Below are 21,600 nucleotides of genomic sequence, written 5' to 3'. Positions count from 1 at the left end.
TGTTTGTGCCTGAACAACCCGCCGGGGCGCATTCGGGGGCAACCGAACTCGCGTGCGCCGGTAAATTGTTCCGGTGCCCATCTCGTTCGACATTCCTGGAATGCAGCAGTTGGACAACACGACCTGGGGGAATCCGGCCACTCGTGATGTCGTCGCGTTGACCTATGTCAACGGCAGGCCCGATCTGCCTGCGCGCCTGCACGATCTGCGGCGGCTGCGCAAGCGGCTGGCCGAACACCATGCCCGCACCGGCTGCCTGATCGAGGCGTTCGTGGTGTGGGTGGACCAGTTGCCCGCGCTGCTGCGCGTGGAGAAGACCCAGTTGCCGGGACCGCGCGGCGCGCTCGTGTTCGCCGCGTCGATCGTGGTGCCCAAGGACCGGTGCTCGGCGGTGTTCCAGATCATCTGCCCGGAAACCGGGGTGCCGGGTGCGCGCGAGACCGCGATCGGCGCGCAGGTCCATCGCTCGGAGATGTGCCCACCGCATCCGTACGCGCCGGGTCTGCGCGGCAAGCTGCCGTATCTGCTGTCCGACGACGTCCGGTTCGACCCGGTCTTCCCCGACCACGCGCTGACCAGGGCCCGCCGCTGGATCGCCGAGACCGTGCCGAATGTGCAGGTCGACCCGTCCTTCGCGGCGCTGCCCGAGTTCTAGGCGCCCGGTTTCTCGGCGACGAAGATGGCGGTGCCGGGGAAGATCTCCCCGCGCAGCGGCGACCACTGGCCCCACTCGCGGTCGAGCCATTCGGGCCAGTCCGGTTCGACGATGTCGAGCAGGATCAGCCCGGCGCCGACGATCTCGCGCACGCGGTCGCCGAGGGTGCGGTGGTGCTCCACATAGGTGGGTTCGCCGTCGCCGTCGACCTCTACATAGGGCGTGCGGTCGAAGTAGGGGATCCGCGCGACCAGACCTTCCTCGCCCGGATCGTCGGGGAAGATCCAGCGCATCGGATGGTTCACCGAGAACACCCAGCGCCCACCTGGCCGCAACACCCGGGCGACCTCGCGCATCACCAGCGCCGAATCGGCCACGAACGGCACCCCGCCGAACGCCGAGCAGGCCAGATCGAAGGACGCGTCGGCGAAGGGCAGCGCCTCGGCGCCCGCCTGCACCAGCGGCACCCGCGGACCGCCGGCCGCCATCGCGGCCAGCCCGCGCTCGAGCATGCCCATCGACAGGTCCAGCCCGACCGGGTGCGCGCCCTGGCCCGCCAGCCAGCGCGAACAGGGTGCCGAGCCGCAGCCGATCTCGAGCACCGACTTGCCCCGCACCTCGCCGAGGAAACGCATATCGCCCTCGTGCAGGCCCTCGGGACACCAGACGAACTCCCCACCGGGGGAGTCGACCCCGAGGAACTCGGCGTGGGTCTGGTGATACTGGTCGGCATCGGCGTCCCACCAGCGCCTGCTCGCGCGTTCGCTGGCGGCGGAACCGATCTTGGTTCGGGTGGTCGCGGTGGTTCCCAGCAGCGCGTTGGCCTGCGCGTGGCGTTCGTCGTCGGACACGCCGAACAGGGTATCGGCGTGGTGCGGGGGGTGGTTTGCCCGGCTCGGCGGGGGTCGCGTACGCTGAGGCACGCGAGTGTCTTTCGAGGGGCCTGTAGGCGCGCGAGTCGCGTGGGTACAGTATCCGATGACGGAGCCACCCGTGCTGAGTTCGATCATCGGCAACTGTGGCGGTCCGTGCGATACTTCTTCAGTATCCTTCGTCGCCTCGTCGCGGTGATCTCGCAGCGTACCGAAAGTTCCAATGTCCGCAACCGACCACAATCCGTCCGGAGCAAATCCACATATGCCCACCACCGTCACCTCGCCGCAGGTAGCCGTCAACGACATCGGCTCCGCCGAGGACTTCCTCGCCGCCATCGACGCCACGATCAAGTACTTCAACGATGGTGACATCGTCGAAGGCACCATCGTCAAGGTCGATCGCGACGAGGTCCTGCTCGACATCGGTTACAAGACCGAAGGCGTCATCCCCTCCCGTGAACTCTCCATCAAGCACGATGTCGACCCGAACGAGGTCGTTTCCGTGGGCGATGAGGTCGAGGCCCTGGTTCTCACCAAGGAGGACAAGGAAGGCCGCCTGATCCTGTCGAAGAAGCGGGCGCAGTACGAGCGCGCGTGGGGCACGATCGAGGAGCTCAAGGAGAAGGACGAGGCCGTCAAGGGCACCGTCATCGAGGTCGTCAAGGGCGGCCTGATCCTCGACATCGGCCTCCGTGGCTTCCTGCCCGCCTCGCTCGTCGAGATGCGTCGTGTCCGCGACCTCCAGCCGTACGTCGGCAAGGAGATCGAGGCCAAGATCATCGAGCTCGACAAGAACCGCAACAACGTGGTCCTGTCGCGTCGCGCCTGGCTCGAGCAGACCCAGTCCGAGGTCCGCTCCGAGTTCCTGCACCAGCTGCAGAAGGGCCAGGTCCGCAAGGGTGTGGTCTCCTCGATCGTCAACTTCGGTGCCTTCGTGGACCTGGGCGGCGTCGACGGCCTGGTGCACGTCTCCGAGCTGTCCTGGAAGCACATCGACCACCCGTCCGAGGTCGTCGAGGTCGGCAACGAGGTCACCGTCGAGGTTCTCGACGTCGATCTGGACCGCGAGCGCGTCTCCCTGTCGCTCAAGGCGACCCAGGAAGACCCGTGGCGTCAGTTCGCCCGCACCCACGCGATCGGCCAGATCGTGCCGGGCAAGGTCACCAAGCTGGTTCCGTTCGGTGCGTTCGTGCGCGTCGAAGAGGGCATCGAGGGCCTGGTGCACATCTCCGAGCTGGCCGAGCGCCACGTGGAGGTCCCGGACCAGGTCGTGGCCGTCGGCGACGACGCGATGGTCAAGGTCATCGACATCGACCTGGAGCGTCGCCGGATCTCGCTGTCGCTGAAGCAGGCGAACGAGGACTACCACGCCGAGTTCGACCCGTCGAAGTACGGCATGGCCGACAGCTACGACGACGCGGGCAACTACATCTTCCCCGAAGGCTTCGACCCCGACACCAACGAGTGGCTCGAGGGCTTCGACAAGCAGCGTGAAGAGTGGGAAGGCCGCTACGCCGAGGCCGAGCGTCGCCACAAGATGCACACCGCTCAGATGGAGAAGATGGCGGCCGACGCCGCCGCCGAGGCCGCCAACGGCGGTGCCACCTCGGGCAACTACTCCTCCGAGAGCGGCTCGCAGGCCTCCTCCGGCCCGGCCGAGTCCTCGGGCGGTTCGCTGGCCAGCGACGCCCAGCTCGCGGCTCTGCGGGAGAAGCTCTCCGGCAACGCCTGATTCGGGTAGAGCTCCACACCGAAGGCCCTGGTCCATCCGGACCGGGGCCTTCGGCCTTTTCCGGCAGGAGTATCGTTCGCGCCGATCGCAACATCCCTGCGGACGAAGGCGTTGGCGTCGATGATGAGTTCTGGTCCCTTCGCCGGTCTCAACCGGCGTCAGTTCCTCGCCAAGGCGATGGCCGCCGGAGCGGTGGGAACCCTTGCCACGTGGGCGAATCCGATCATCGACCGGGCCTTCGCCGCCGACCCGGCGGGCATGGGCGGCCTCGGTGACATCGAGCATGTCGTGCTGCTCATGCAGGAGAATCGTTCCTTCGACCACTATTTCGGCACGCTGGCCGGGGTGCGCGGATTCGGCGAGGCCTCCACCGCCTGGCGTCAGTACGGCTGGTCACCCGGAATCGGCCCCACCGCCGACGGTTTCGTGGAACCGTTCCGCCTCGACACCACCGCGGGCGCCACCCTCGACGGCGAGTGCATCAACGACCCCGACCACTCCTGGCCCGGGATGCACCAGGCCTTCGCCGACGGCCGCAACGACGGCTGGATGCCGATGTCGGTGGCCTCGGTCGGCCCGGCCAACGCCCCCGCCGCCATGGGTTACTACCTGCCCGAAGACATTCCGATCCACACCGAGCTCGCCCAGGCGTTCACGCTCTGCGACAACTACCACTGCTCGGTACTCGGCCCGACCGACCCCAACCGGCTCTACTGGATCAGCGCGACCCTCGACCCCGACGGGCTGGCGGGCGGACCGCTCGTCGAGACCCCGCTGCTGATCCCGAAGAACGTCTACAGCTGGCGCACCTATCCGGAGAACCTGTCCGAGGCCGGGGTGAGCTGGAAGATCTACAGCAATCGCGATGTCGGGCCCGCGTCGTCGATGATCCTGGACGGGATGATGGGCTGCTTCACCCAGGCCGCCGATCCGGCCTCGGAACTGGCCCGGCGCGGCATCGCGCCGGTGTACCCCAACGACTTCCAGGCCGATGTCGCCGCCGGGACGCTGCCCGCCGTGTCCTGGGTGGTGCCCTCGGTCCTGCACTGCGAGCACCCCGCGCTGCCCGCCGCGTTCGGCGCGCTGGGCATCGTCCAGTTGCTCGACATCCTCACTTCGAATCCCGCGGTGTGGGAGAAGACCGCGCTGATCATCAGCTACGACGAGAACGGCGGATTCTTCGATCACGTCGTCCCGCCCACCCCGCCACCGGGCACGCCCGGGGAGTTCCTGACCGTCCCGCTGGAGCGGGTGCCCGCCGCGGGTGGGATCGCCGGACCGATCGGGCTCGGCTATCGCGTGCCGTGCCTGGTGATCTCGCCCTACAGCCGGGGCGGCCTGGTCGCCTCGGAGACCTTCGACCACACCTCGCAGCTGCGGCTGCTGGAGACCCGGTTCGGGGTGGACGTCCCGAATCTCACGGCCTGGCGGCGCGGTGTCACCGGGGACATGACCTCCACCTTCGATTTCGCCACCGCGCCCGACGCCGCCCGCCCGGTCCTGCCGGACCCCCGGCCCAAGGCCGACGCGGCGATCGCGCAGTGCGGCCCGAACATCGCGGCGGGCACCCTCGGGCAGGGCGTGCCGTATCCGGTGCCGCCCAATGCCATGCCCGGTCAGCAGCCGGGGACGCGGCGCGCGCCGAGCGGTCCGGTGACGGTGTGAGCTCAGCTCGCGGCGGCGGGCACCCAGTAGGCGGCGGCCATGCTGGGCCGTCGGCGCATCGCGGCGAAACTGTGTCTGGCGGGGGAGAGCAGCGCGGTGAACCACGAGCGCCGGTATTCGGCCAGACTCGCGGCGACGGCGGGGAATTCGACGCAGTGCACGCCCCCCGGCATACCCAGACGGTGGCGAGCCCCCCGCTGGTCTTTGCTGCTCATGATCATCCTTCGTCTCGCTGATTCGGCCTTCCGCCTGCGCGAACAGTAGTCGACGCGACGCGCCCGGCCGCGGATTTTGCGTCGTGGCGCTCGGGCGTGTCGGATGCGAGACTGGGCCCATGTTGCGGATCGGCCTCACCGGAGGCATGGGAGCAGGAAAGTCCACAGTGGCGCGCACGCTGGTCGACCTGGGGGCGGTACTCGTCGACTCCGACGCGATCGCCCGCGAGGTCGTCGCGCCCGGTACGCCGGGGCTGGCGGCGCTGGTCGAGGCGTTCGGCGAGCAGATCCTGGCGGCCGACGGCAGCCTGGACCGGCCCGCGCTGGCCGCGGTCGCCTTCGCCGACGACGAGTCACGGACCACGCTCAACGCCATCACCCACCCGCTCGTCGGCGCGCGCACCGCCGAGCTGATCGGCGCCGCACCCGCGGACGCCATTGTCGTGCAGGACATTCCGCTGCTGGTGGAGAACGGGCTCGCCCCGCTCATGCAGCTGGTGCTGGTGGTCGGGGCCGATATCGAGACCCGGCTGCGCCGCCTGGTGGAGCATCGCGGGGTCGCCGAGGCCGACGCGCGGACCCGCATCGCCGCGCAGGCCACCGACGAGCAGCGCCACGCGGTCGCCGATGTCTGGCTGGACAACAACGGCGCCCCCGAGGTGGTCGCCGAGCAGGTGCGCGCGCTGTGGGAGCGGCGGCTGGTGCCGTTCGAACGCAATCAGCGCGACGGGGTCCGCGCGCGGGCCGAGTACCGGCTGCTGCCCGCCGATCCCGAATGGGCGGCCCAGGCCCGGCGGATCATCGCCCGCCTGCACCTGCTGTGTGGGGCCTCGGCGGTGCGGATCGACCATGTCGGGTCCACCGCGGTGCCCGGCTTGCCCGCCAAGGACGTCATCGACATCCAGGTCACGGTGGCCGATCTGGCCACGGCCGACTCGCTGGCGGGCGCGCTGGGCGCGGCCGGCTTCCCGCTCGCCGCGTCGGTGACCCACGACAACCCGAAGCCGACCCCCGGCGATCCCTCGGGCACCGACCTGGACCGGTGGGGCAAACGGCTGCACGGCAATGCCGACCCGGCCCGTCCGGCGAACATCCATCTGCGCGTGCAGGATTCGCCCGGTCAGCGCTTCGCCCTGGAGCTACGCGACTGGCTGCGTGCCGAGCCGGACGCGCGGGAGGACTATCTGGCGGTCAAGCGGGAGGCCGAACAGGCCGCCGTCGACAAGGCGGGCGAGGCGGCGGGCCAGGCCTACTACGCGGTGAAGGAACCGTGGTTCGACCAGGTCTATCCGGTGGTCACCGAGTGGGCCCACGCTCGCGCGTGACTCCGATGCCAATCTGTTAAACGCCAATGTTTCGGAAACTGGCCGTGCCGTGCCGTGCGCTGTGTAAATTGTGCCGGGTCACTACAGGGTGACTCGATTCACAGGGAAGTTGTAGCGCGTATGACAACACAGCATCGTCAGTTCGGCCGGGCGGGCTTCGGTATCACCGCACTCGGCGCCGTCGCGGCCAGCGTTGTGCTGGCCGCCCCGCAGGCCTCGGCCTGGGTCGGCAACCTCAATGTGGCGGGCGAGAACCACAAGGTCGGCTGCAGTTACAAGCTGACCGCCGCGGTCGAGGTCGATCGGCTGACCTCGGTGAAGTTCACCGACAACGGCGTGGACATCCCCGGCAGCCCGGTCTCGCCCTCGGTGCTCTCGGGCACGGTGAGCATCACCTGGAAGCCGACCACGGCCGGTCAGCACAAGCTCGAGGCGCGTCAGCTGCTGATCAGCGATTCGATCACGGTCACCGTGAGCGAGGCGGCCGCGACTGGCAGCGCGGGCTGCGGCGGCGGCCTGGCGGATCTGCTGCCCAGCCTGTCGGCGGGCTGATCCACCGACTGTTGTCCCGGCACCGCCGGCGACCTCGCTACCGAGGGTCGCCGGCGGTGCTGTCGTTTCAGCGCCAGGTGATGGTCATCCCGAGATCGGCCAGCCAGTTCTCCAGGTTGTAGCCGTGCGCGGCGATCCCGTCGATGGCCGCGGTGGCGTGCTCGATGGCGGCCTGGCATTGCGCGGGAGTGAGCTGACCTCCGGTGTTGGCGGCGAGCAGCTCGTCGATGTCGACCAGGCGCACATCGCGGCCGGTGCGGACGAGGACATCGAGATAGTGGTCGATCGAGCGCCACAGGGTCGGCGATTCCCGGGTGAACTCGCCGATGTCGACATAGATGTCCTGCCACTGCTCGACGCCGGGGTTGTAGCCGAACACGGTGGCGCGCAGCGCGAGCTCGGGCACGATCCAGGACTCGAGATAGTGGAAGTTCGGGTGGTCGGATGTGCGGGCCATGTAGAGCCCCCACGGCTCCTCCCGGTAGACCTCCACCGGCCGGACGAACCCTTTGGGATCGGTGTTCGTCTGCGCCGCGATGTCGAAGTACTCGACCTTGGGTGGGTGCACGTGCACGGTGGATGCCTGCGTCATGATCGCAGAATCTACCGCCGACCTGGTGTGGGCGCCCGCGCGCGGACTCACATCCAGGTCAGCGTGATCCCCCGGGTGCGCAACCACTGCTCGACATCGTGGTCCTGCGCGGCGAGGCCGTCGAGGACAACGGCCGCGTGCTCGAAGGCGCGATCGGCGTCCTCGGTGGTGACGTGTCCTGCGGCATGTGCGGCGAGTAGAGCACTCGCTCCGCGCAGGCTCGACGACCGGCCGCGCCGCACGGCCACGTCCAGGAAGTAGTCGGTGGCCTTCCAGCGTTTCGGCGCGACCTGGACGATCTCGGCGATGTCGAGGACGTAGTCGTGACTGCGGTGGTGACCGGGGCGGTCGTGCTCGATGGTGAGGCGGATCGACAGGCCCGGCAGCAGCCAGGACTCCTCGTAGCGGCCGTGCGGCCGGTCGAGGGTGCGGGCCAGGTAGATGCCCCAGGGCTGCGTCTCGTACCGGTCCACCGGGCGGATGTAGCCCCTGGTGTCGGTGGCGGTGAGCTCGGCCAGGTCGAAGAACTCGACCCGCGGGCGTGCGGGTGGTGAACCCGCCGTCGTCGGCGGTGGGGGTTGCGGACCCCGGATCTCGCGCGCGAAGTATCCCGCGAATCCGGTGACGGCCGGAGCCGCGACGAGCAGGGGAAGCAGAGCGCTCATGGCCTTGTCCTTCACCACGTGCCGATGATCAGCTCAGGGTACGCCCGGATCGGGCCTCGTGCCGGGCGTGTCGCCGGACCGCGCGACCGAATGACGTTGGTACATCGGACTTTTCGGGCAGGCGATGGATTGCCGGTAGTTTGCCGGTCCCCGGTGCGGTGTGTGGTGCGGGTCGCCGCCGGTGAAACTTGTCGGTGGTCGGGCCTAACCTGGTGGGCATGGCATTCGCAACCGAGATTCCGGCGGAAGGGTACGAGGAACGGGGGCACCCGCTCGCGCATTCCGAGCACCGGCCCGTCGGCACGATCGAACGCGCCGGGGGGCGCTTCGAGGTGGTCAGCGAGCACAAACCCGCTGGTGACCAGCCCGCGGCCATCGCCGAACTGGAACGGCGCGTCACCGCGGGCGAGAAGGACGTGGTGCTGCTCGGCGCCACCGGCACCGGCAAGTCGGCCACCACCGCGTGGCTGATCGAGAAGCTGCAGCGGCCCACCCTGGTGATGGCGCCGAACAAGACCCTCGCGGCCCAGCTGGCCAACGAGTTGCGCGAGATGCTGCCGCACAACGCGGTGGAGTACTTCGTCTCGTACTACGACTACTACCAGCCCGAGGCCTACATCGCGCAGACCGATACCTACATCGAGAAGGACAGCTCGATCAACGACGACGTCGAGCGGCTGCGCCACTCGGCCACCTCGAGCCTGCTCTCGCGCCGCGACGTGGTGGTGGTGGCCTCGGTGTCGTGTATCTACGGCCTGGGCACGCCCCAGTCGTATCTGGACCGGTCGGTGCAGCTCGAGGTGGGCGGCGAGGTCGACCGCGACGCGCTGCTGCGGCTGCTGGTCGACGTGCAGTACACCCGCAACGACATGGCCTTCACCCGCGGCACCTTCCGGGTGCGCGGCGACACCGTCGAGATCATCCCCTCCTACGAGGAACTCGCGGTCCGCATCGAGTTCTTCGGTGACGAGATCGAAGCGCTGTACTACCTGCACCCACTCACCGGCGACGTGGTGCGCCAGGTCGACTCGCTGCGGATCTTCCCGGCCACCCACTACGTGGCCGGTCCGGAGCGGATGAACCGCGCGGTCGCCGATATCGAGGCCGAGCTGGCCGAACGGCTGGCCGAGCTGGAGAAGCAGGGCAAACTGCTCGAGGCCCAGCGCCTGCGCATGCGCACCGAGTACGACCTGGAGATGATCCGCCAGGTGGGTTTCTGCTCCGGTATCGAGAACTACTCGCGCCACATCGACGGGCGTCCGGCGGGCTCGGCTCCGGCCACCCTGCTGGACTATTTCCCCGACGACTTCCTGCTGGTGATCGACGAATCGCATGTCACCGTGCCGCAGATCGGCGGCATGTTCGAAGGTGACATGTCGCGCAAGCGCAACCTCGTCGAATTCGGTTTCCGGCTGCCGTCGGCGGTCGACAACCGGCCGTTGACCTGGGAGGAGTTCGCCGACCGGATCGGTCAGGCGGTCTACCTCTCGGCGACTCCCGGTCCCTACGAGCTAGGGCAGGTCGGCGGTGAGGTGGTCGAGCAGGTGATCCGCCCGACCGGCCTGGTCGACCCGCAGGTGGTGGTGAAGCCGACCAAGGGCCAGATCGACGACCTGGTGCACGAGATCCGCGGCCGCACCGAGCGCGACGAGCGGGTGCTGGTCACCACCCTGACCAAGAAGATGGCCGAGGACCTCACCGACTATCTGCTCGGGCTGGGCGTGCGGGTGCGCTATCTGCACTCCGAGATCGACACGCTGCGTCGCGTGGAGCTGCTGCGTCAGCTGCGGCTGGGCGAATACGACGTGCTGGTGGGCATCAACCTGCTGCGCGAGGGTCTCGACCTGCCCGAGGTGTCGCTGGTGGCGATCCTGGACGCCGACAAGGAAGGCTTCCTGCGGTCGAGCACCAGCCTCATCCAGACCATCGGCCGTGCGGCGCGCAACGTCTCCGGTGAAGTGCACATGTACGCCGACAAGATCACCGACTCGATGCGGCACGCCATCGACGAGACCGACCGCCGCCGCGCCAAGCAGATCGCCTACAACGAGGCCAACGGCATCGACCCGCAGCCGCTGCGCAAGAAGATCGCCGACATCCTCGACCAGGTGTATCAGGAGGCCGAGGACGAGGTCGCCGTCGGCGGCTCGGGCCGCAACGCCAGCCGTGGCCGCCGTGCCCAGGGCGAGCCCGGCCGCGCGGTCAGCGCCGGGGTCTACGCCGACCGCGACGTGAAATCGATGCCGCGCGCCGAACTGGCCGACCTGGTCACCGAGCTCACCGCGCAGATGATGAACGCGGCCCGCGAACTCCAGTTCGAGCTGGCCGGCCGCTTACGCGACGAGATCGCCGACCTCAAGAAGGAGCTACGCGGTATGGACGCCGCGGGGATCGGTTGACCGGTGGCGGTTCGGAGACCGACCTCGACAACGTCACCACCCCGGGTTTTCGGCCGCCTCCCGCGGCTCCGGCCGCTAAGGAGTCCCAGCCATCCAAGCCGCGATGCGCCGGTCGGCTTCCTCGCGGGAGACCTCTTCGACGCGGGTGATCACCGCCCAGCGGTGGCCGAAGGGGTCGATCACCACGCCGAAGCGTTCGCCGTTGACGAAGGTCTGCGGCTCTTCGGCGCTGCGGGCGCCGTGGTCGATCGCCCGGGCGACGACGGTGTCGACGTCGGGGCAGTAGTGCACGATCGAGGTGTGTACCCAGTCCTGCGGCGCGAGGACATCGTTCTCCGGGATCGGCATGCCGAGCTGGAGGGTGGAGTCGCCGATGAGCAGTTCGGCGTGGGCGGGCTGCCCGTCGGGGCGGTCGGCGCGGCTGAGCACCTTCGCGCCGAACACCGTGGTGTAGAAGTCGATGGCCGCGTTGCCGTCGGGCACGGCAAGGAAACAGGTGATGGAGTGGTAGCCCTCGGGAACGGGCGCAACGGTTTCGGTCATGTCATCGATCTTGGTCGGCAGGCGCGCGGGGGTCTTGTAAGAACGCGACAGTCCGGACCGGGGGTTCGTCGTGCCCGGTGAACGGCCGGAATCCGGTGATCAGCGCGGCATCCTGCATCCGGGGGAGCAGGCCCGGCATCGCAGCCTGGACCGGATGCCGGTCGGGCCCGCGCTGTCCGGATTCGCCGACCGGTACTGGGTGGTGCGCTGGGACCTGCGTGGGCGCCCGGCCTATCGGGCCGAGGTGCTGTCGTTTCCGTGCGTGAACGTCACCTTCGAACGCAGCGAATTGCGCACGGGTGGTTTCGTCAACGGGGTGTGCACCACCAAGTACGTGCGCGAGCTCAGCGGGGAGGGCGAGACGTTCGGAATCCGTTTCGTCCCGGGCGGTTTCGGTGCCTTCACCGGCATGGATGTCGGTGCGCTGCGCGATGATTCGGCTCCGCTGGCCGAGGTGCTCCCGGCCGCGGCGGGGCTGGCCGAGCGGGTGCTGGCCGAGCCGTCCGACGAGCGCAGGCGGGTGGTGATCGAGGAATTCTTCGCGGGCCGTGGCCGCGCGGACGACCCGCATTTCGCCTTGGTCGCGCGCGTCGTCGCGGCGATGGCCGACGATCCGGAGCTCACCAGGGTCGATCAGGTCACCGACCGATTCGGGGTCCCGGTCCGCACCGTGCAGCGATTGTTCCGGCGTTATGTGGGGGCCGGGCCGAAATGGGTGCTGTGCCGTTTCCGGTTGCAGGACGCCGCCGATCGGCTGGCCCGGGGCGAGGGGCTGGACCTGGCCGACCTGGCCGCCGATCTCGGCTATTTCGACCAGGCGCATTTCACGCGCGAGTTCACCACGCAGATCGGGATGGCGCCGTCGGAATACGCGCGCGCGGCCGCGTCGGGGCAGCCCGCGGCACGCTGACCGTGCCGCCGGTGGGCTGCCCGGTAATTCCGGGTGATGTGAGGAAAGTCCCAGCCGCGCAGCGGCATTGATTCTCTTGTGATAGGCCACAATTTCGCGTGTCCGGTCTGTAATAGCCGCAGGTGGCTGTTCAGCGATGTCGCGCAGGCCACCGCACCAGGGCGGACACCGATCGACACCCCCGGTGTGATCTGTTGCGATTTCTGATAAATCGCCCTGTTTTGGCGTTAGGGTCGTCCCAATTGCCGCGCCGACGCTCGATTCCCGGGTGGTTCGGTGCCGGCGCCGACCAAGTTGGAGGAGAGATGACCGCCTACCGGACCATTGTCGTCGGTACTGATGGCTCGGACTCGTCGTACGTCGCAGTGGAGAAGGCCGCCGCACTCGCCGGCGCTGCGGAGGCCACTCTCGTGCTCGCCTGCGCGTACTTCCCGACCGACGATCGCGACGTCGCCGCCGCGGCCGATGTGCTCAAGGACGAGGCCTACCAGGTCCGCGGTTCCGCGCCGACCAACGAGATCCTGCACGTCGCCAGGGAGAAGGCGACTGCCGCGGGTGCCAAGAACATCGTCGAGCGCGCCATCGTCGGCGAGCCGGTCGACTCGCTGCTCGACCTGGTCCGCGAGACCAAGGCCGACCTGCTCGTCGTCGGTAACCGGGGTCTGAACACCCTCACCGGCCGCCTGCTGGGCTCGGTGCCCTCGGACGTGGCGCGCAAGTCGCGCTCGGACGTCCTGATCGTGCACACCGTCCGCTAGCCGGACGGACGAAAGCCCCGGACCGTCCGCGGTCCGGGGCTTTCGTGTGTATCAGGCGGGTTCGAGCGCCGCGAGGACCTCGGGCAGGTCCTCGGTGTGCACCACGGACAGCCGCTGGGTGGCGCGGGTGAGCGCCACGTACAGGTCGTTGAGCCCGCGCGGGGACTCGCTCAGAATCGCCCGCGGTTCCACCAGATACACCCGGTCGAACTCCAGACCCTTCGCGTCGTGCACGGTCAGCACCTGCACCGATTCCCCGGCGAGGGGGGACAGTTCGGCGATCAGCGCCGCGGGCGCGAGCACCGCGCTGGTGCCCGGCCCGTGCCCGAGTTCGAGCAGCCGGGCCACCTCGTCGCGGACCTGTTCGGGACGCACCCGGTGCGCGCGGGGCGGGTGGCCCGTCTCGCGCACCGAGCGGGGCACCCGGCCGTCGGGATCGATCGCGGCCAGCACGTCACCGGCGACCGCCATGATCTCGGCGGGGGTGCGGTAGTTCACCGACAGTTCGGTGAGCTTCCAGCGCTGGGCCACATACGGTTCCAGCACGCGCTGCCACGACGACGCGCCCGCCGGATCGCCGGTCTGCGCGACATCGCCGACCACCGTGATCCAGCGGTTGGGGATGCGCCGCATGACCATCCGCCAGGCCATCTCCGAGAGTTCCTGCGCCTCGTCGACGATCACGTGGCCGTAGGTCCAGGTGCGGTCGCCCGCGGCGCGCTCGGCGGTGGTCTGCCGGTTGCCGAACTCCTGGCGCTGGGCCAGCTGGGAGGCGTCGATCAGGTCGTAGGCCATCAGGATCTCGGGGTCGAGTTCGTCCTCGATGTCCTGCGGCGCCGAACCGGTGAGGATGTCGAGCGCGTCCTGGGCCTCGGCGAGCTGGGCCCGCCAGCGCCGCCGCGAGCGTTCGCGCTCCTCGGTGTCGTCGACGCCGAGCAGTTCGGCCAGCTCGTCGAGCAGCGGGGCGTCGGCGGCGGCGAAGGTGCCGTCGTCGGCGCGCACCAGCTCGGCGCGGTCGTCCGGGCTCAGCGTCTTGGCCGCGCGATCGATGCGGGCCGGGTCGGCGAGCAGATCGGCCAGGACCTCCTGGGGCGACAGGATCGGCCACAGCGCGGTGATGGCGGCCTGCACCTGCGGGTCGGCGCGCATCTCGTCGCCGATCTCGCTGAGGTCGGCGGAGCTGAGCAGGCTCGCGCCACCGGACAGGTCGGCGCCCATGGTGGCGGCGAGCTGGTCGGTGAGCGCGTCGATCACCGAGGACGCGAAGATCGGGCGGGCCAGGTTGTGCGGGCGGCGCGAGGAACGGGCGCGTCCGCGCGCCTTGGTGGCGATCTTGCGGTCCAGGATCACCGGATAGCCGTCGAAGGACAGCCGCACCGGGTCGGCGGGCACCTCCTGCCGGTCGCGCACCGCCTGCTTGAGCACCTCGATCATGGCCGTCGAGCCCTTGATCTCGCCCGCGCGCAGCGAGTCCTCGCGCACCGCCTTCACCCCGGGATACAGGTCGCCGATGGTCGAGAGCAGCACGCCGGTCTCACCGAGCGAGGGCAGCACCTGGCCGATGTAGTCGAGGAAGGTGGCGTTGGGGCCGATGATCAGCACGCCGCTCTTGGCCAGCTGCTGACGGTAGGTGTAGAGCAGGTAGGCCGCGCGGTGCAGTGCCACCGCGGTCTTGCCGGTGCCGGGGCCACCCTGCACCACGAGCACGCTCTTGTGCTCGGAGCGGATGATCGCGTCCTGCTCGCTCTGGATGGTCTCGACGATGTCGTTCATGTGCCCGGTGCGGGCCGCGTTGAGCGCCGAGAGCAGCGCGCTCTCGCCGCCCACGCCGTCGTCGGTGCCGATCGCGCCGTCGCGTTCGGCGGCGCCCAGGTCCAGGTATTCGTCGGTGATGGTGGTGACCGCGCGGTTGCGCGAACGGATGTGACGGCGGCGGATGACGTCTTCGGGGTTGGCGGTGGTGGCCAGGTAGAACGGGCGGGCCAGGGGAGCGCGCCAGTCCAGCAGCAGCGGCTCGTAGTCGTTGTCCTCGTCGAGGATGCCCAGGCGGCCGATGTAGCGCGGCGGCTCGGCGGACTCGCCGTCCAGGTCGATCCGGCCGAAGCACAGGCCGTGCTCGGCGGCGTCGTATTTGGCCAGGTCCTCGTGGTAGAGCTGGGTGAACGACTCCCGTTCGCTGCGTGCCTGCGGGGTGCCACCGGTCTCGAGCAGCACGGTCTTGAGGCGGTTCTGGGCGTACGCGCGCATGCCGTCGAGCTTGGTGTAGAGCACCGAGAGGTACTGCTGCTCCTGGTCGAGCTCGCGGCGGTGAGCCGGTTCCGCGGTGCGTTCCTCGGCGAGGCGGTCGGGCAAAACAGGACTCCTTTGTCACCGCGTTGAGAACAGAGTTGTCGAGTCTACTTGCCCGCGCGGGGTCGGGGTCCGCGTCGAGCGGATCGGTGAACACCGCCGAGCGCGCCTCCGACGCGGGTATTGCGCTCCGGAGCGGCGGTCAGGACGCGTGGGTGCTGTTGGAACGCCGGTTCGGGCCGAGACCGACATCACGATGGGCCGAGGGCTTGTCGCGGTACATGGCCAGGTCGGCGTCGTGCAGGACGGCCTCGGGCGTGCGGTGCTCGTGCGGGCCCAGCTCGGTGATGCCGATCGAGGCGGTGACCTCGAGCCGGTGTCCGCGGGCGATGATCGGCTCGGCCATGGTGGCGCGCAGGCGCTCGATCAGCGCGGGCAGATCGGCGCGCTGCGGATGCCCGGCCAGCAGCACCAGGAACTCGTCGCCGCCGAGGCGCCCGACCAGATCGGTGGACCGCAGTGCGCGCTGCAACCGCTGGGCGACGATCTGCAGCACGATGTCGCCGATGGCGTGGCCGAGGGTGTCGTTGATCGCCTTGAACCCGTCGAGATCGATGAACAGCACCGTGGTGACCAGGCTGCCGCCCTCGTCGGCCAGCGCCGAGGCGAGCTGGGACAGGATCAGCGAGCGGTTGGCCAGCCCGGTCAGCGCGTCGTGGGTGGCCTGGTATTCGAGCTGGCGCCTGCTGGCCCGGAACTCGGTGATGTCGGCGAAGGAGGACACTCCGGAGGAATCCGGGCTGTCGGGATTGAGCAGCCTGCAGTTGCACGACAGCCACACCTGGCTGCCGTCGGCGTGCTGGACACCGAAGATGTACTGGGTGACCGCCTCGCCGGTCGCGAGGGTGTGCGCCATCGGATGCCGCGCGGTGGGCAGCGGATTGCCGTTGCGGTCGACCATGGTCACCGGCAGTTCGTCGATGTGTCTGCCGAGCACCGGGACCGCGTCGTCGATGCCCAGGATCCGCTTGCCCGCCGGATTGATCGATTCGAGCCTGCCCCGCCGGTCGACGACGAGCACGCCCTCCTCGAGCTGGGACACCACCGTGGTGAAGTGCGCCTCGGCGCGCCGGGCCGACGCCTCCGCGGCCCGCTGCGCGGTCAGATCGTGCACGACCACCTGATAGGCCAGCTCGTCCTGCCACACCGTGAGCACCGACACCGTCTGCACCGGGACCGTACGGCCGTCGACGCGGACCAGGTCCATCTCGGTCGGCGGGGAGGCGGAGCCCTCGGCGGTCAGCTGCTCGATGCGGTCCAGCATGGCCGGGATCGAGTCCCGGTGGACGAAATCGGTGATGGACAGGCCGAGCAGATCCTCGGCCGAGCGGGCGCCGAGCAGGCGCACCATGGCCGGATTGACGTAGACGATGGTGCCCGATTCGTGCACGCACAGCGCGTCGGGCGTGTGTTCGACCAGCGAGCGGTACCGCTGCGCGAGCTGCTCGGCGCTCGCGGCGTCCGACGGTGCCTCTTCCACTGCGATACCCCCGATCTCGGCCTCTGGCGACGGTGCACAGGACTATTGTGGTGACCCTCGATGAGATCCGCGAGGAGCGATGTGAAACCGGACGTGCTTCCCGGCGGCATGGCCCACCGACTCGATTCTATGTCCATCGCCGGAGTCGGTGTCGTCTCCGGCTACGGCTGGGGCAGGGAAACGCTGTGGCAGGGACTGCTGGCAGGCAAGCCCGCGGCGCGCCTGCACCCCGGTTACGGGCCCGGACGCGATCAGCACGCCTGGGTCGGCCGGATTCCCGCCCTGGGTGATCCCGCGCACGGGCGCGGGGTGTTCGGGCGCGCCGTCACCGCGGCGGCCGCCGAAGCGGTGGCCGACGCCGAGGCCAGGGGCTGGCGCCGCGCGGGCCGCACGGTGGGGCTGGTGCACGCGGTCACCCTCGGTGATGTCGCCGACTGGCGTGATTTCTACCTCGTCGACCAGGGCCACCGCCGCCCCCGCGACTACCTGCCGCTACTGCCATCGACCCCCGTCTCGGTGGTGATGCAGGAATACGGCTTCCACGGCCCCGCGATGGACGTGTCCGCGGCGTGCAGCTCGGGCACCGTCGCCCTGCTGACCGCCCAGCTGTGGCGGGCCGCGGGCCTCGTCGACGACGTCCTGTGCGTGAGCACCGACATCTCGGCCACCCCCGACATGCTCGACCACTTCGTCCGGATGGGCGCCGCGGTCGCCGATGTCGACCCGTTCACCGCCTGCCGCCCGTTCCAGGAGGGCTCGCTGGGTTTCGTCATGGCCGAGGCCTCGGCGGCGCTGCTGCTCACCGACGCGGTCGACGCCCCCTACGCCCGGGTGCTCGGCGGTGCCATGAACAACGACGCCTTCCACGTCGTCTCCGTCGAGCCGTCGCACACCCAGCTGCTCGCGTGCGCGCGCCAGGCGCTCACCGCCGCCGGGCTCGCGGCCACCGACATCGACTACTTCAGCGCGCACGGCACCGGCACCCGCCAGTGCGATGTCGCCGAACGCGCGGTGCTCGCCACCGTCTTCGACGACCGTCCGGCCGTCACCGTGCTCAAGCCGCTGGTCGGGCACTGCCAGGGCGCGTCCGCGGCGGTGGAGATCGCCGCGCTGGCGCTGTCCTACGAGCGCGGCGTCGCCGTCTCGGCACCCGTGACCGCCCCGGCGCACCCGCGGCTGCTCGACGGCACCGCCCCGCTGACCGGCGGGCCGACGATGAAACTGTCGATGGGAATGGGCGGCAACAACGCCGCGGTGGTACTCGCCGCGGTCTGAGATCGCTCAGTCGGCGTCGCCGCCGTCCGGACCGGCCGCCAGCGCGTACCCGCCGGTCGGATGGTCCTGCGGCAGCGGCACCGCCCAGCGCAGCCGGGTGCCCGGCAGCTCCGGATGGTCCTCGTCGGTGGCGGCGGCGGGCTGGGCCGGGCCCACCTCGAAGCGCCCGCCCGCCTCCTGCGCGCGCTGTTCGAGATTGCGCAGCCCGCTGCGGATGACGTGATTGGGGATACCCCAGCCGTTGTCGCTGACCGTGATGGTCAGATCGTCGGCCACCTCGATGACGATGGCGACGGTGTCGGCCCCGGAATGGCGCACCGCGTTGCTCACCGCCTCGCGCACCACCGCCTCCGCGTGATCGGCAAGCTGCGGGTCCAGGACCGACAGCGGTCCCGAGACCTGGATGGTCGCGCGCAGGGCGATGTCGGCGGTCTGGCGCCGGATCGCCACCTCCAGCCGCTGCTGCAGGCTCGCGCTGTGCTCGGGTCCGCTGGCGTGCAGATCGAAGATGGAGGTGCGGATCTCCTGCACCACCTCCTGCAGATCCATGATCACCGTCGAAAGCCGCTGCCGCACTTCGGGAACCACGGCTTTGGGCAGGGTCGCCTGCACCGTCAGGCCGATGGCGAACAGCCGCTGGATGACGTGGTCGTGCAGGTCGCGGGCGATCCGGTCGCGGTCGGCCACGATGTCGAGTTCGCGCATGCGCCGCTGCGCGTCGGCCAGGCGGACCGCCAGCGCGGCCTGGTCGCAGAAGGCCGCGGTGAGTTCCATCATCTCGTCGGAGTAGGGCGCGAAGCCGGGCGGGCGGATGGTCACCAGTACGCCCAGGGTGGCGTCGGGGGTGCACAGCGGCAGCACCAGTGCCGGTCCGGCGCAGGGGGTTTCGGAACCGGGGAAGTCGATGCCGAGGGTCACCTCGGCGGTGTTGTCGTAGCGCAGGGGAGTGCGGCGGGTGAACGCGTCGCCCAGGGCGGTGCCCGCGATCGGGATGGTCTGCCAGTCCTGTCCGGCGTCGGGCCCGGTCCACTGGGTGATGACCAGTTCGGAGATCTCGCCGGGGGATTCGTCGGGCACCGGCACCGAGGCGAGGAACGCCTGGTGCGAACCGGTCAGGCCGCGCGCGGCGTCGACCACATGGGCCAGCACCCGATCCGATTCGGTGCCCGCCAGGAACTCGGTGGCGATGTCGCGGGTGGCCTCGATCCAGGCCTGCCGGGTGCGGGCCTGCTCGTAGAGCCGGGCGTTGTCCACCGCGATGCCCGCCGCGGCGGCCAGCGCGAGCACCAGGACCTCGTCCTCCTCGGTGAACGGCTGACCGTCGGACTTCTCGGTGAGATACAGGCTGCCGAAGACCTCGTCCCGAATGCGTACCGGCACACCGAGAAACGTGTGCATCGGCGGATGACCCGCCGGGAAACCCACCGAGGAGGAGTGTTTCGTCAGATCGTCCAGCCGCAGCGGCGCCTTCTCGGCGAACACCGCGCCGAGTACCCCGTGCCCGGCGGGTAATCGCTCGATGCGTTCGCGGATCTTGTCCGGCAGGCCCTCGTCGATGAACTGCGCGACCTGCTGATCGTGGCCGCGCACCGCGAGCGCGCCGTAGCGGGCGTCGACCAGGTTCATCGCGGTGCGCACGATGGTGCGCAGGGTTTCGTCGAGATCGAGTCCCGCGGTGACGGTGAGCATGGCCTCGACCAGGCCGTCCATCCGGTCGCGCGAGCCGATCATCACCTCGACCCGGTCGGCCACCTCGCCCAGCAGCTCGCGCAGACGCTGCTGGGACACGGTCCGCCCCGGCGAATAGCGGTCACCCCGACCGTCATTCGTCATCGCCGTGTCCTTCGCGCCGTGCCGCCCCTACCGATCAGACGCAAAGTCTAGTCCGCAATGTTGGGACTTTCGGCCCTTCACCCGCACCGGCCCCCGATGGTGGCATAGGGCACCGGGAAATGGGATCGAGAAGTGGGGCAAGAGATGAATTCGTTGTCGAGCACCCAGCACTGGACGACCGCCGCGGACCCCGAGCTCGCGGTGACCACCCGTGGCGAGGTACCGGCCCAGGACGTCACCCGGGCGGTCCGCGCCATCACTCGCGTGATGCGCAGGCATCACCTCGACAGTCCGGCCCGCGTGCGCGTCACCGCGCCGCAGGGTTCCGACGAGCCGACCCTGGTGCAGGCCAACATCCGCACCAACGAGACGCTCACCCGTGTGCAGGTGACCGGCCCCGGCGGGTTCGCGGTCACCTTCGCCGCCGAGCGGCTCGACCGTCAGCTCGCGCGCCGCGCGGGCAAGGAGGCGCGCGGCGCCTGGCCGGACCCGGCCCGCAGGCCGCTCGCGCAGATCACCGAGACCCGGCCGATCATCCGCCGCAAGGACTGCGCGCTGATGACCGGAACGCCGCTGGAAGCCAGCACCGTGCTCGACGCGATGGACTACGACGCCTACCTGTTCACCGACGCGCTCACCGGCGAGGACGCCATCGTCACCTGGGCCGACCCGCACGGCGTCAACCTGGCGCGCCAGCGCCACACCCGCGCCGTCGACGAGCAGGCCGGCCTGCCGCTCACCGCCAGCGCCATGCCGGTGCGCGTGGTCCAGGACGCCGCCCCCGTCTACGCCGAGGACGAAGCCTCCGACGTGCTGTGCACCGCGGGTCTGCCGTACCTGTTCTTCACCGACAGCCACACCGGTCGCGGCAACCTGCTCTACCGCCGCTACGACGGCAACCTCACCATCGTGGTGCCCGCCTGAGCCGTCACGGCTCGCGCAGCTTCGTCGCCAGGACCGCCGCCTGCGTGCGGCGCTCCACGCCCAGTTTCGCCAGCAGCCGGGAGACGTAGTTCTTCACCGTCTTCTCGGCCAGGAACATGCGCGCCGCGATCTGGCGATTGGTCAGGCCCTCACCGAGCAGTTCGAGCAGCCGCCGCTCCTGCTCGGTGAGGCCCGCCAGCGCGCCGGAGGGTTCGGTGCTGCGGCGCAGCCGGGCGCGCAGGGCGTCGGCCGCCCTGGTGTCGAGCAACGAGTGCCCCGCGCCGACCTGTTTGATGGCGTCGGCCAGTTTCATGCCGTCGATGTTCTTCACCACATAGCCGCTGGCCCCCGCGAGGATCGCGTCGAGCATCGCGTGCTCGTCGGAGAACGAGGTCAGGATCAGGCAGTGCAGGTCCTCGAACTCGGCCAGCAGATTGCGGCACAGCTCGATGCCGTTGCCGTCGGGCAGCCGCACATCCAGCACCGCCACATCGGGCCGCGCCTCGCGAATGCGCACCATCGCCTCCGCGACACCCCCTGCCTGCCCGATCACAGTGAGTTCTGGATCACCCTCGAGCAGATCGATCAGCCCACGCCGCACGATCTCGTGATCATCGACCAGGAATACCTCGAGCACGCCGGCTCCTTCATCATGTCGATCGCCCCCACCCTGCCACCCACCCCTACCGTCAAACTTAGCCCGCACACCGAATCCCCGGGCACAGACGAAGAACTCGGCGGAATCACACCGTCACCGCCTCACCCGGCCCCGCACATCCCGACCTCGAGGAGGGATCGCCGACGCAGTCGGCGGTTCGCGGCCGTCCCGTCGATCAGGTGCCGTTGCGTAGGC

The 21,600-nt window shown here is 69.7% G+C and carries 19 protein-coding genes; 10 read left to right on the top strand and 9 right to left on the bottom strand.

The annotated features are described in order from the left end of the window. The first annotated feature begins 100 nt into the window (after positions 1 to 100). Positions 101 to 655 carry a hypothetical protein gene (locus ACWEMY_RS09940; RefSeq protein ID WP_375938235.1) on the top strand — a complete coding sequence of 185 codons (555 nt, stop codon included), beginning with the start codon at positions 101 to 103 and terminating at the stop codon, positions 653 to 655. Here ACWEMY_RS09940 and ACWEMY_RS09935 read toward each other — a convergent pair. Beyond that, positions 652 to 1,506: a class I SAM-dependent methyltransferase gene (locus ACWEMY_RS09935; RefSeq protein ID WP_452389682.1), complete on the bottom strand. Its 855-nt coding sequence runs from the start codon at positions 1,504 to 1,506 to the stop codon at positions 652 to 654. The two genes, ACWEMY_RS09940 and ACWEMY_RS09935, sit on opposite strands and share 4 nt — an antisense overlap. Positions 1,507 to 1,792: 286 nt before the next feature. Between ACWEMY_RS09935 and rpsA the strand changes: the two genes are divergently transcribed. Continuing rightward, positions 1,793 to 3,262, top strand: coding sequence for a 30S ribosomal protein S1 (rpsA, locus tag ACWEMY_RS09930; protein WP_375938241.1), 1,470 nt, complete (start codon positions 1,793 to 1,795; stop codon positions 3,260 to 3,262). 123 nt (positions 3,263 to 3,385) lie between these two features. Beyond that, positions 3,386 to 4,927 carry a phospholipase C gene (locus ACWEMY_RS09925; RefSeq protein WP_452389681.1) on the top strand — a complete coding sequence of 514 codons (1,542 nt, stop codon included), beginning with the start codon at positions 3,386 to 3,388 and terminating at the stop codon, positions 4,925 to 4,927. 2 nt (positions 4,928 to 4,929) lie between these two features. On the opposite strand, the gene ACWEMY_RS09920 is transcribed toward ACWEMY_RS09925, so the two are convergent. Further along, positions 4,930 to 5,142, bottom strand: coding sequence for a hypothetical protein (locus ACWEMY_RS09920; protein ID WP_375938247.1), 213 nt, complete (start codon positions 5,140 to 5,142; stop codon positions 4,930 to 4,932). A gap of 119 nt (positions 5,143 to 5,261) precedes the next feature. Here ACWEMY_RS09920 and coaE point away from each other — a divergent pair, with 119 nt between their 5' ends. Together coaE and ACWEMY_RS09910 are read left to right on the top strand one after the other, a co-directional pair. Then, complete coding sequence (coaE, locus tag ACWEMY_RS09915; protein WP_452389680.1) at positions 5,262 to 6,467, top strand: dephospho-CoA kinase; 1,206 nt, start codon at positions 5,262 to 5,264, stop codon at positions 6,465 to 6,467. 120 nt (positions 6,468 to 6,587) lie between these two features. Then, positions 6,588 to 7,019 carry a hypothetical protein gene (locus tag ACWEMY_RS09910; protein ID WP_278265914.1) on the top strand — a complete coding sequence of 144 codons (432 nt, stop codon included), beginning with the start codon at positions 6,588 to 6,590 and terminating at the stop codon, positions 7,017 to 7,019. A gap of 67 nt (positions 7,020 to 7,086) precedes the next feature. Here ACWEMY_RS09910 and ACWEMY_RS09905 read toward each other — a convergent pair whose 3' ends face one another. Beyond that, complete coding sequence (locus ACWEMY_RS09905) at positions 7,087 to 7,611, bottom strand: DUF402 domain-containing protein (protein WP_452389679.1); 525 nt, start codon at positions 7,609 to 7,611, stop codon at positions 7,087 to 7,089. A 47-nt stretch (positions 7,612 to 7,658) separates the two neighbouring features. Beyond that, positions 7,659 to 8,276 (bottom strand): DUF402 domain-containing protein, encoded by a 618-nt coding sequence (locus tag ACWEMY_RS09900; protein ID WP_452389678.1) that lies wholly within the window; start codon positions 8,274 to 8,276, stop codon positions 7,659 to 7,661. Positions 8,277 to 8,494: 218 nt separating this feature from the next. Here ACWEMY_RS09900 and uvrB point away from each other — a divergent pair, with 218 nt between their 5' ends. Beyond that, positions 8,495 to 10,675 (top strand): excinuclease ABC subunit UvrB, encoded by a 2,181-nt coding sequence (gene uvrB / locus ACWEMY_RS09895; RefSeq protein WP_452389677.1) that lies wholly within the window; start codon positions 8,495 to 8,497, stop codon positions 10,673 to 10,675. A gap of 75 nt (positions 10,676 to 10,750) precedes the next feature. Here uvrB and ACWEMY_RS09890 read toward each other — a convergent pair whose 3' ends face one another. Next, positions 10,751 to 11,218, bottom strand: coding sequence for a VOC family protein (locus tag ACWEMY_RS09890; RefSeq protein WP_452389676.1), 468 nt, complete (start codon positions 11,216 to 11,218; stop codon positions 10,751 to 10,753). A gap of 70 nt (positions 11,219 to 11,288) precedes the next feature. Here ACWEMY_RS09890 and ACWEMY_RS09885 point away from each other — a divergent pair, with 70 nt between their 5' ends. Further along, a complete protein-coding gene (locus ACWEMY_RS09885; RefSeq protein ID WP_452389675.1) occupies positions 11,289 to 12,128 on the top strand; it encodes an AraC family transcriptional regulator in 840 nt (279 codons plus the stop codon). A gap of 305 nt (positions 12,129 to 12,433) precedes the next feature. Beyond that, on the top strand, positions 12,434 to 12,886 hold the full coding sequence (locus ACWEMY_RS09880; protein WP_278265907.1) for a universal stress protein: 453 nt from the start codon (positions 12,434 to 12,436) through the stop codon (positions 12,884 to 12,886). 51 nt (positions 12,887 to 12,937) lie between these two features. Here the strand turns inward: ACWEMY_RS09880 and ACWEMY_RS09875 are convergent, their stop codons facing one another. Further along, positions 12,938 to 15,238, bottom strand: a complete 2,301-nt coding sequence (locus ACWEMY_RS09875) for a HelD family protein (RefSeq protein WP_452389674.1) — start codon at positions 15,236 to 15,238, stop codon at positions 12,938 to 12,940. A 139-nt stretch (positions 15,239 to 15,377) separates the two neighbouring features. Next, a complete protein-coding gene (locus ACWEMY_RS09870) occupies positions 15,378 to 16,715 on the bottom strand; it encodes a diguanylate cyclase domain-containing protein (protein WP_452389673.1) in 1,338 nt (445 codons plus the stop codon). A 129-nt stretch (positions 16,716 to 16,844) separates the two neighbouring features. Here ACWEMY_RS09870 and ACWEMY_RS09865 point away from each other — a divergent pair, with 129 nt between their 5' ends. Continuing rightward, entirely contained in the window at positions 16,845 to 17,990 is a 1,146-nt protein-coding gene (locus ACWEMY_RS09865; protein ID WP_452389672.1) for a beta-ketoacyl synthase N-terminal-like domain-containing protein, read from the top strand. 6 nt (positions 17,991 to 17,996) lie between these two features. On the opposite strand, the gene ACWEMY_RS09860 is transcribed toward ACWEMY_RS09865, so the two are convergent. Continuing rightward, positions 17,997 to 19,823, bottom strand: coding sequence for a GAF domain-containing protein (locus ACWEMY_RS09860; RefSeq protein WP_452389671.1), 1,827 nt, complete (start codon positions 19,821 to 19,823; stop codon positions 17,997 to 17,999). A gap of 144 nt (positions 19,824 to 19,967) precedes the next feature. Here ACWEMY_RS09860 and ACWEMY_RS09855 point away from each other — a divergent pair, with 144 nt between their 5' ends. After that, positions 19,968 to 20,747, top strand: coding sequence for a sigma 54 modulation/S30EA ribosomal C-terminal domain-containing protein (locus tag ACWEMY_RS09855; protein ID WP_452389670.1), 780 nt, complete (start codon positions 19,968 to 19,970; stop codon positions 20,745 to 20,747). Between the two features lie 4 nt (positions 20,748 to 20,751). On the opposite strand, the gene ACWEMY_RS09850 is transcribed toward ACWEMY_RS09855, so the two are convergent. Further along, a complete protein-coding gene (locus tag ACWEMY_RS09850; RefSeq protein WP_375938284.1) occupies positions 20,752 to 21,384 on the bottom strand; it encodes a response regulator transcription factor in 633 nt (210 codons plus the stop codon). Positions 21,385 to 21,600 lie beyond the last annotated feature (216 nt).

It is taken from the genome of Nocardia sp. NPDC004415 (assembly GCF_053602435.1).
The sequence above is the reverse complement of the archived record's forward strand: the minus strand, read 5'-3'. Positions and strand labels throughout refer to the sequence as shown.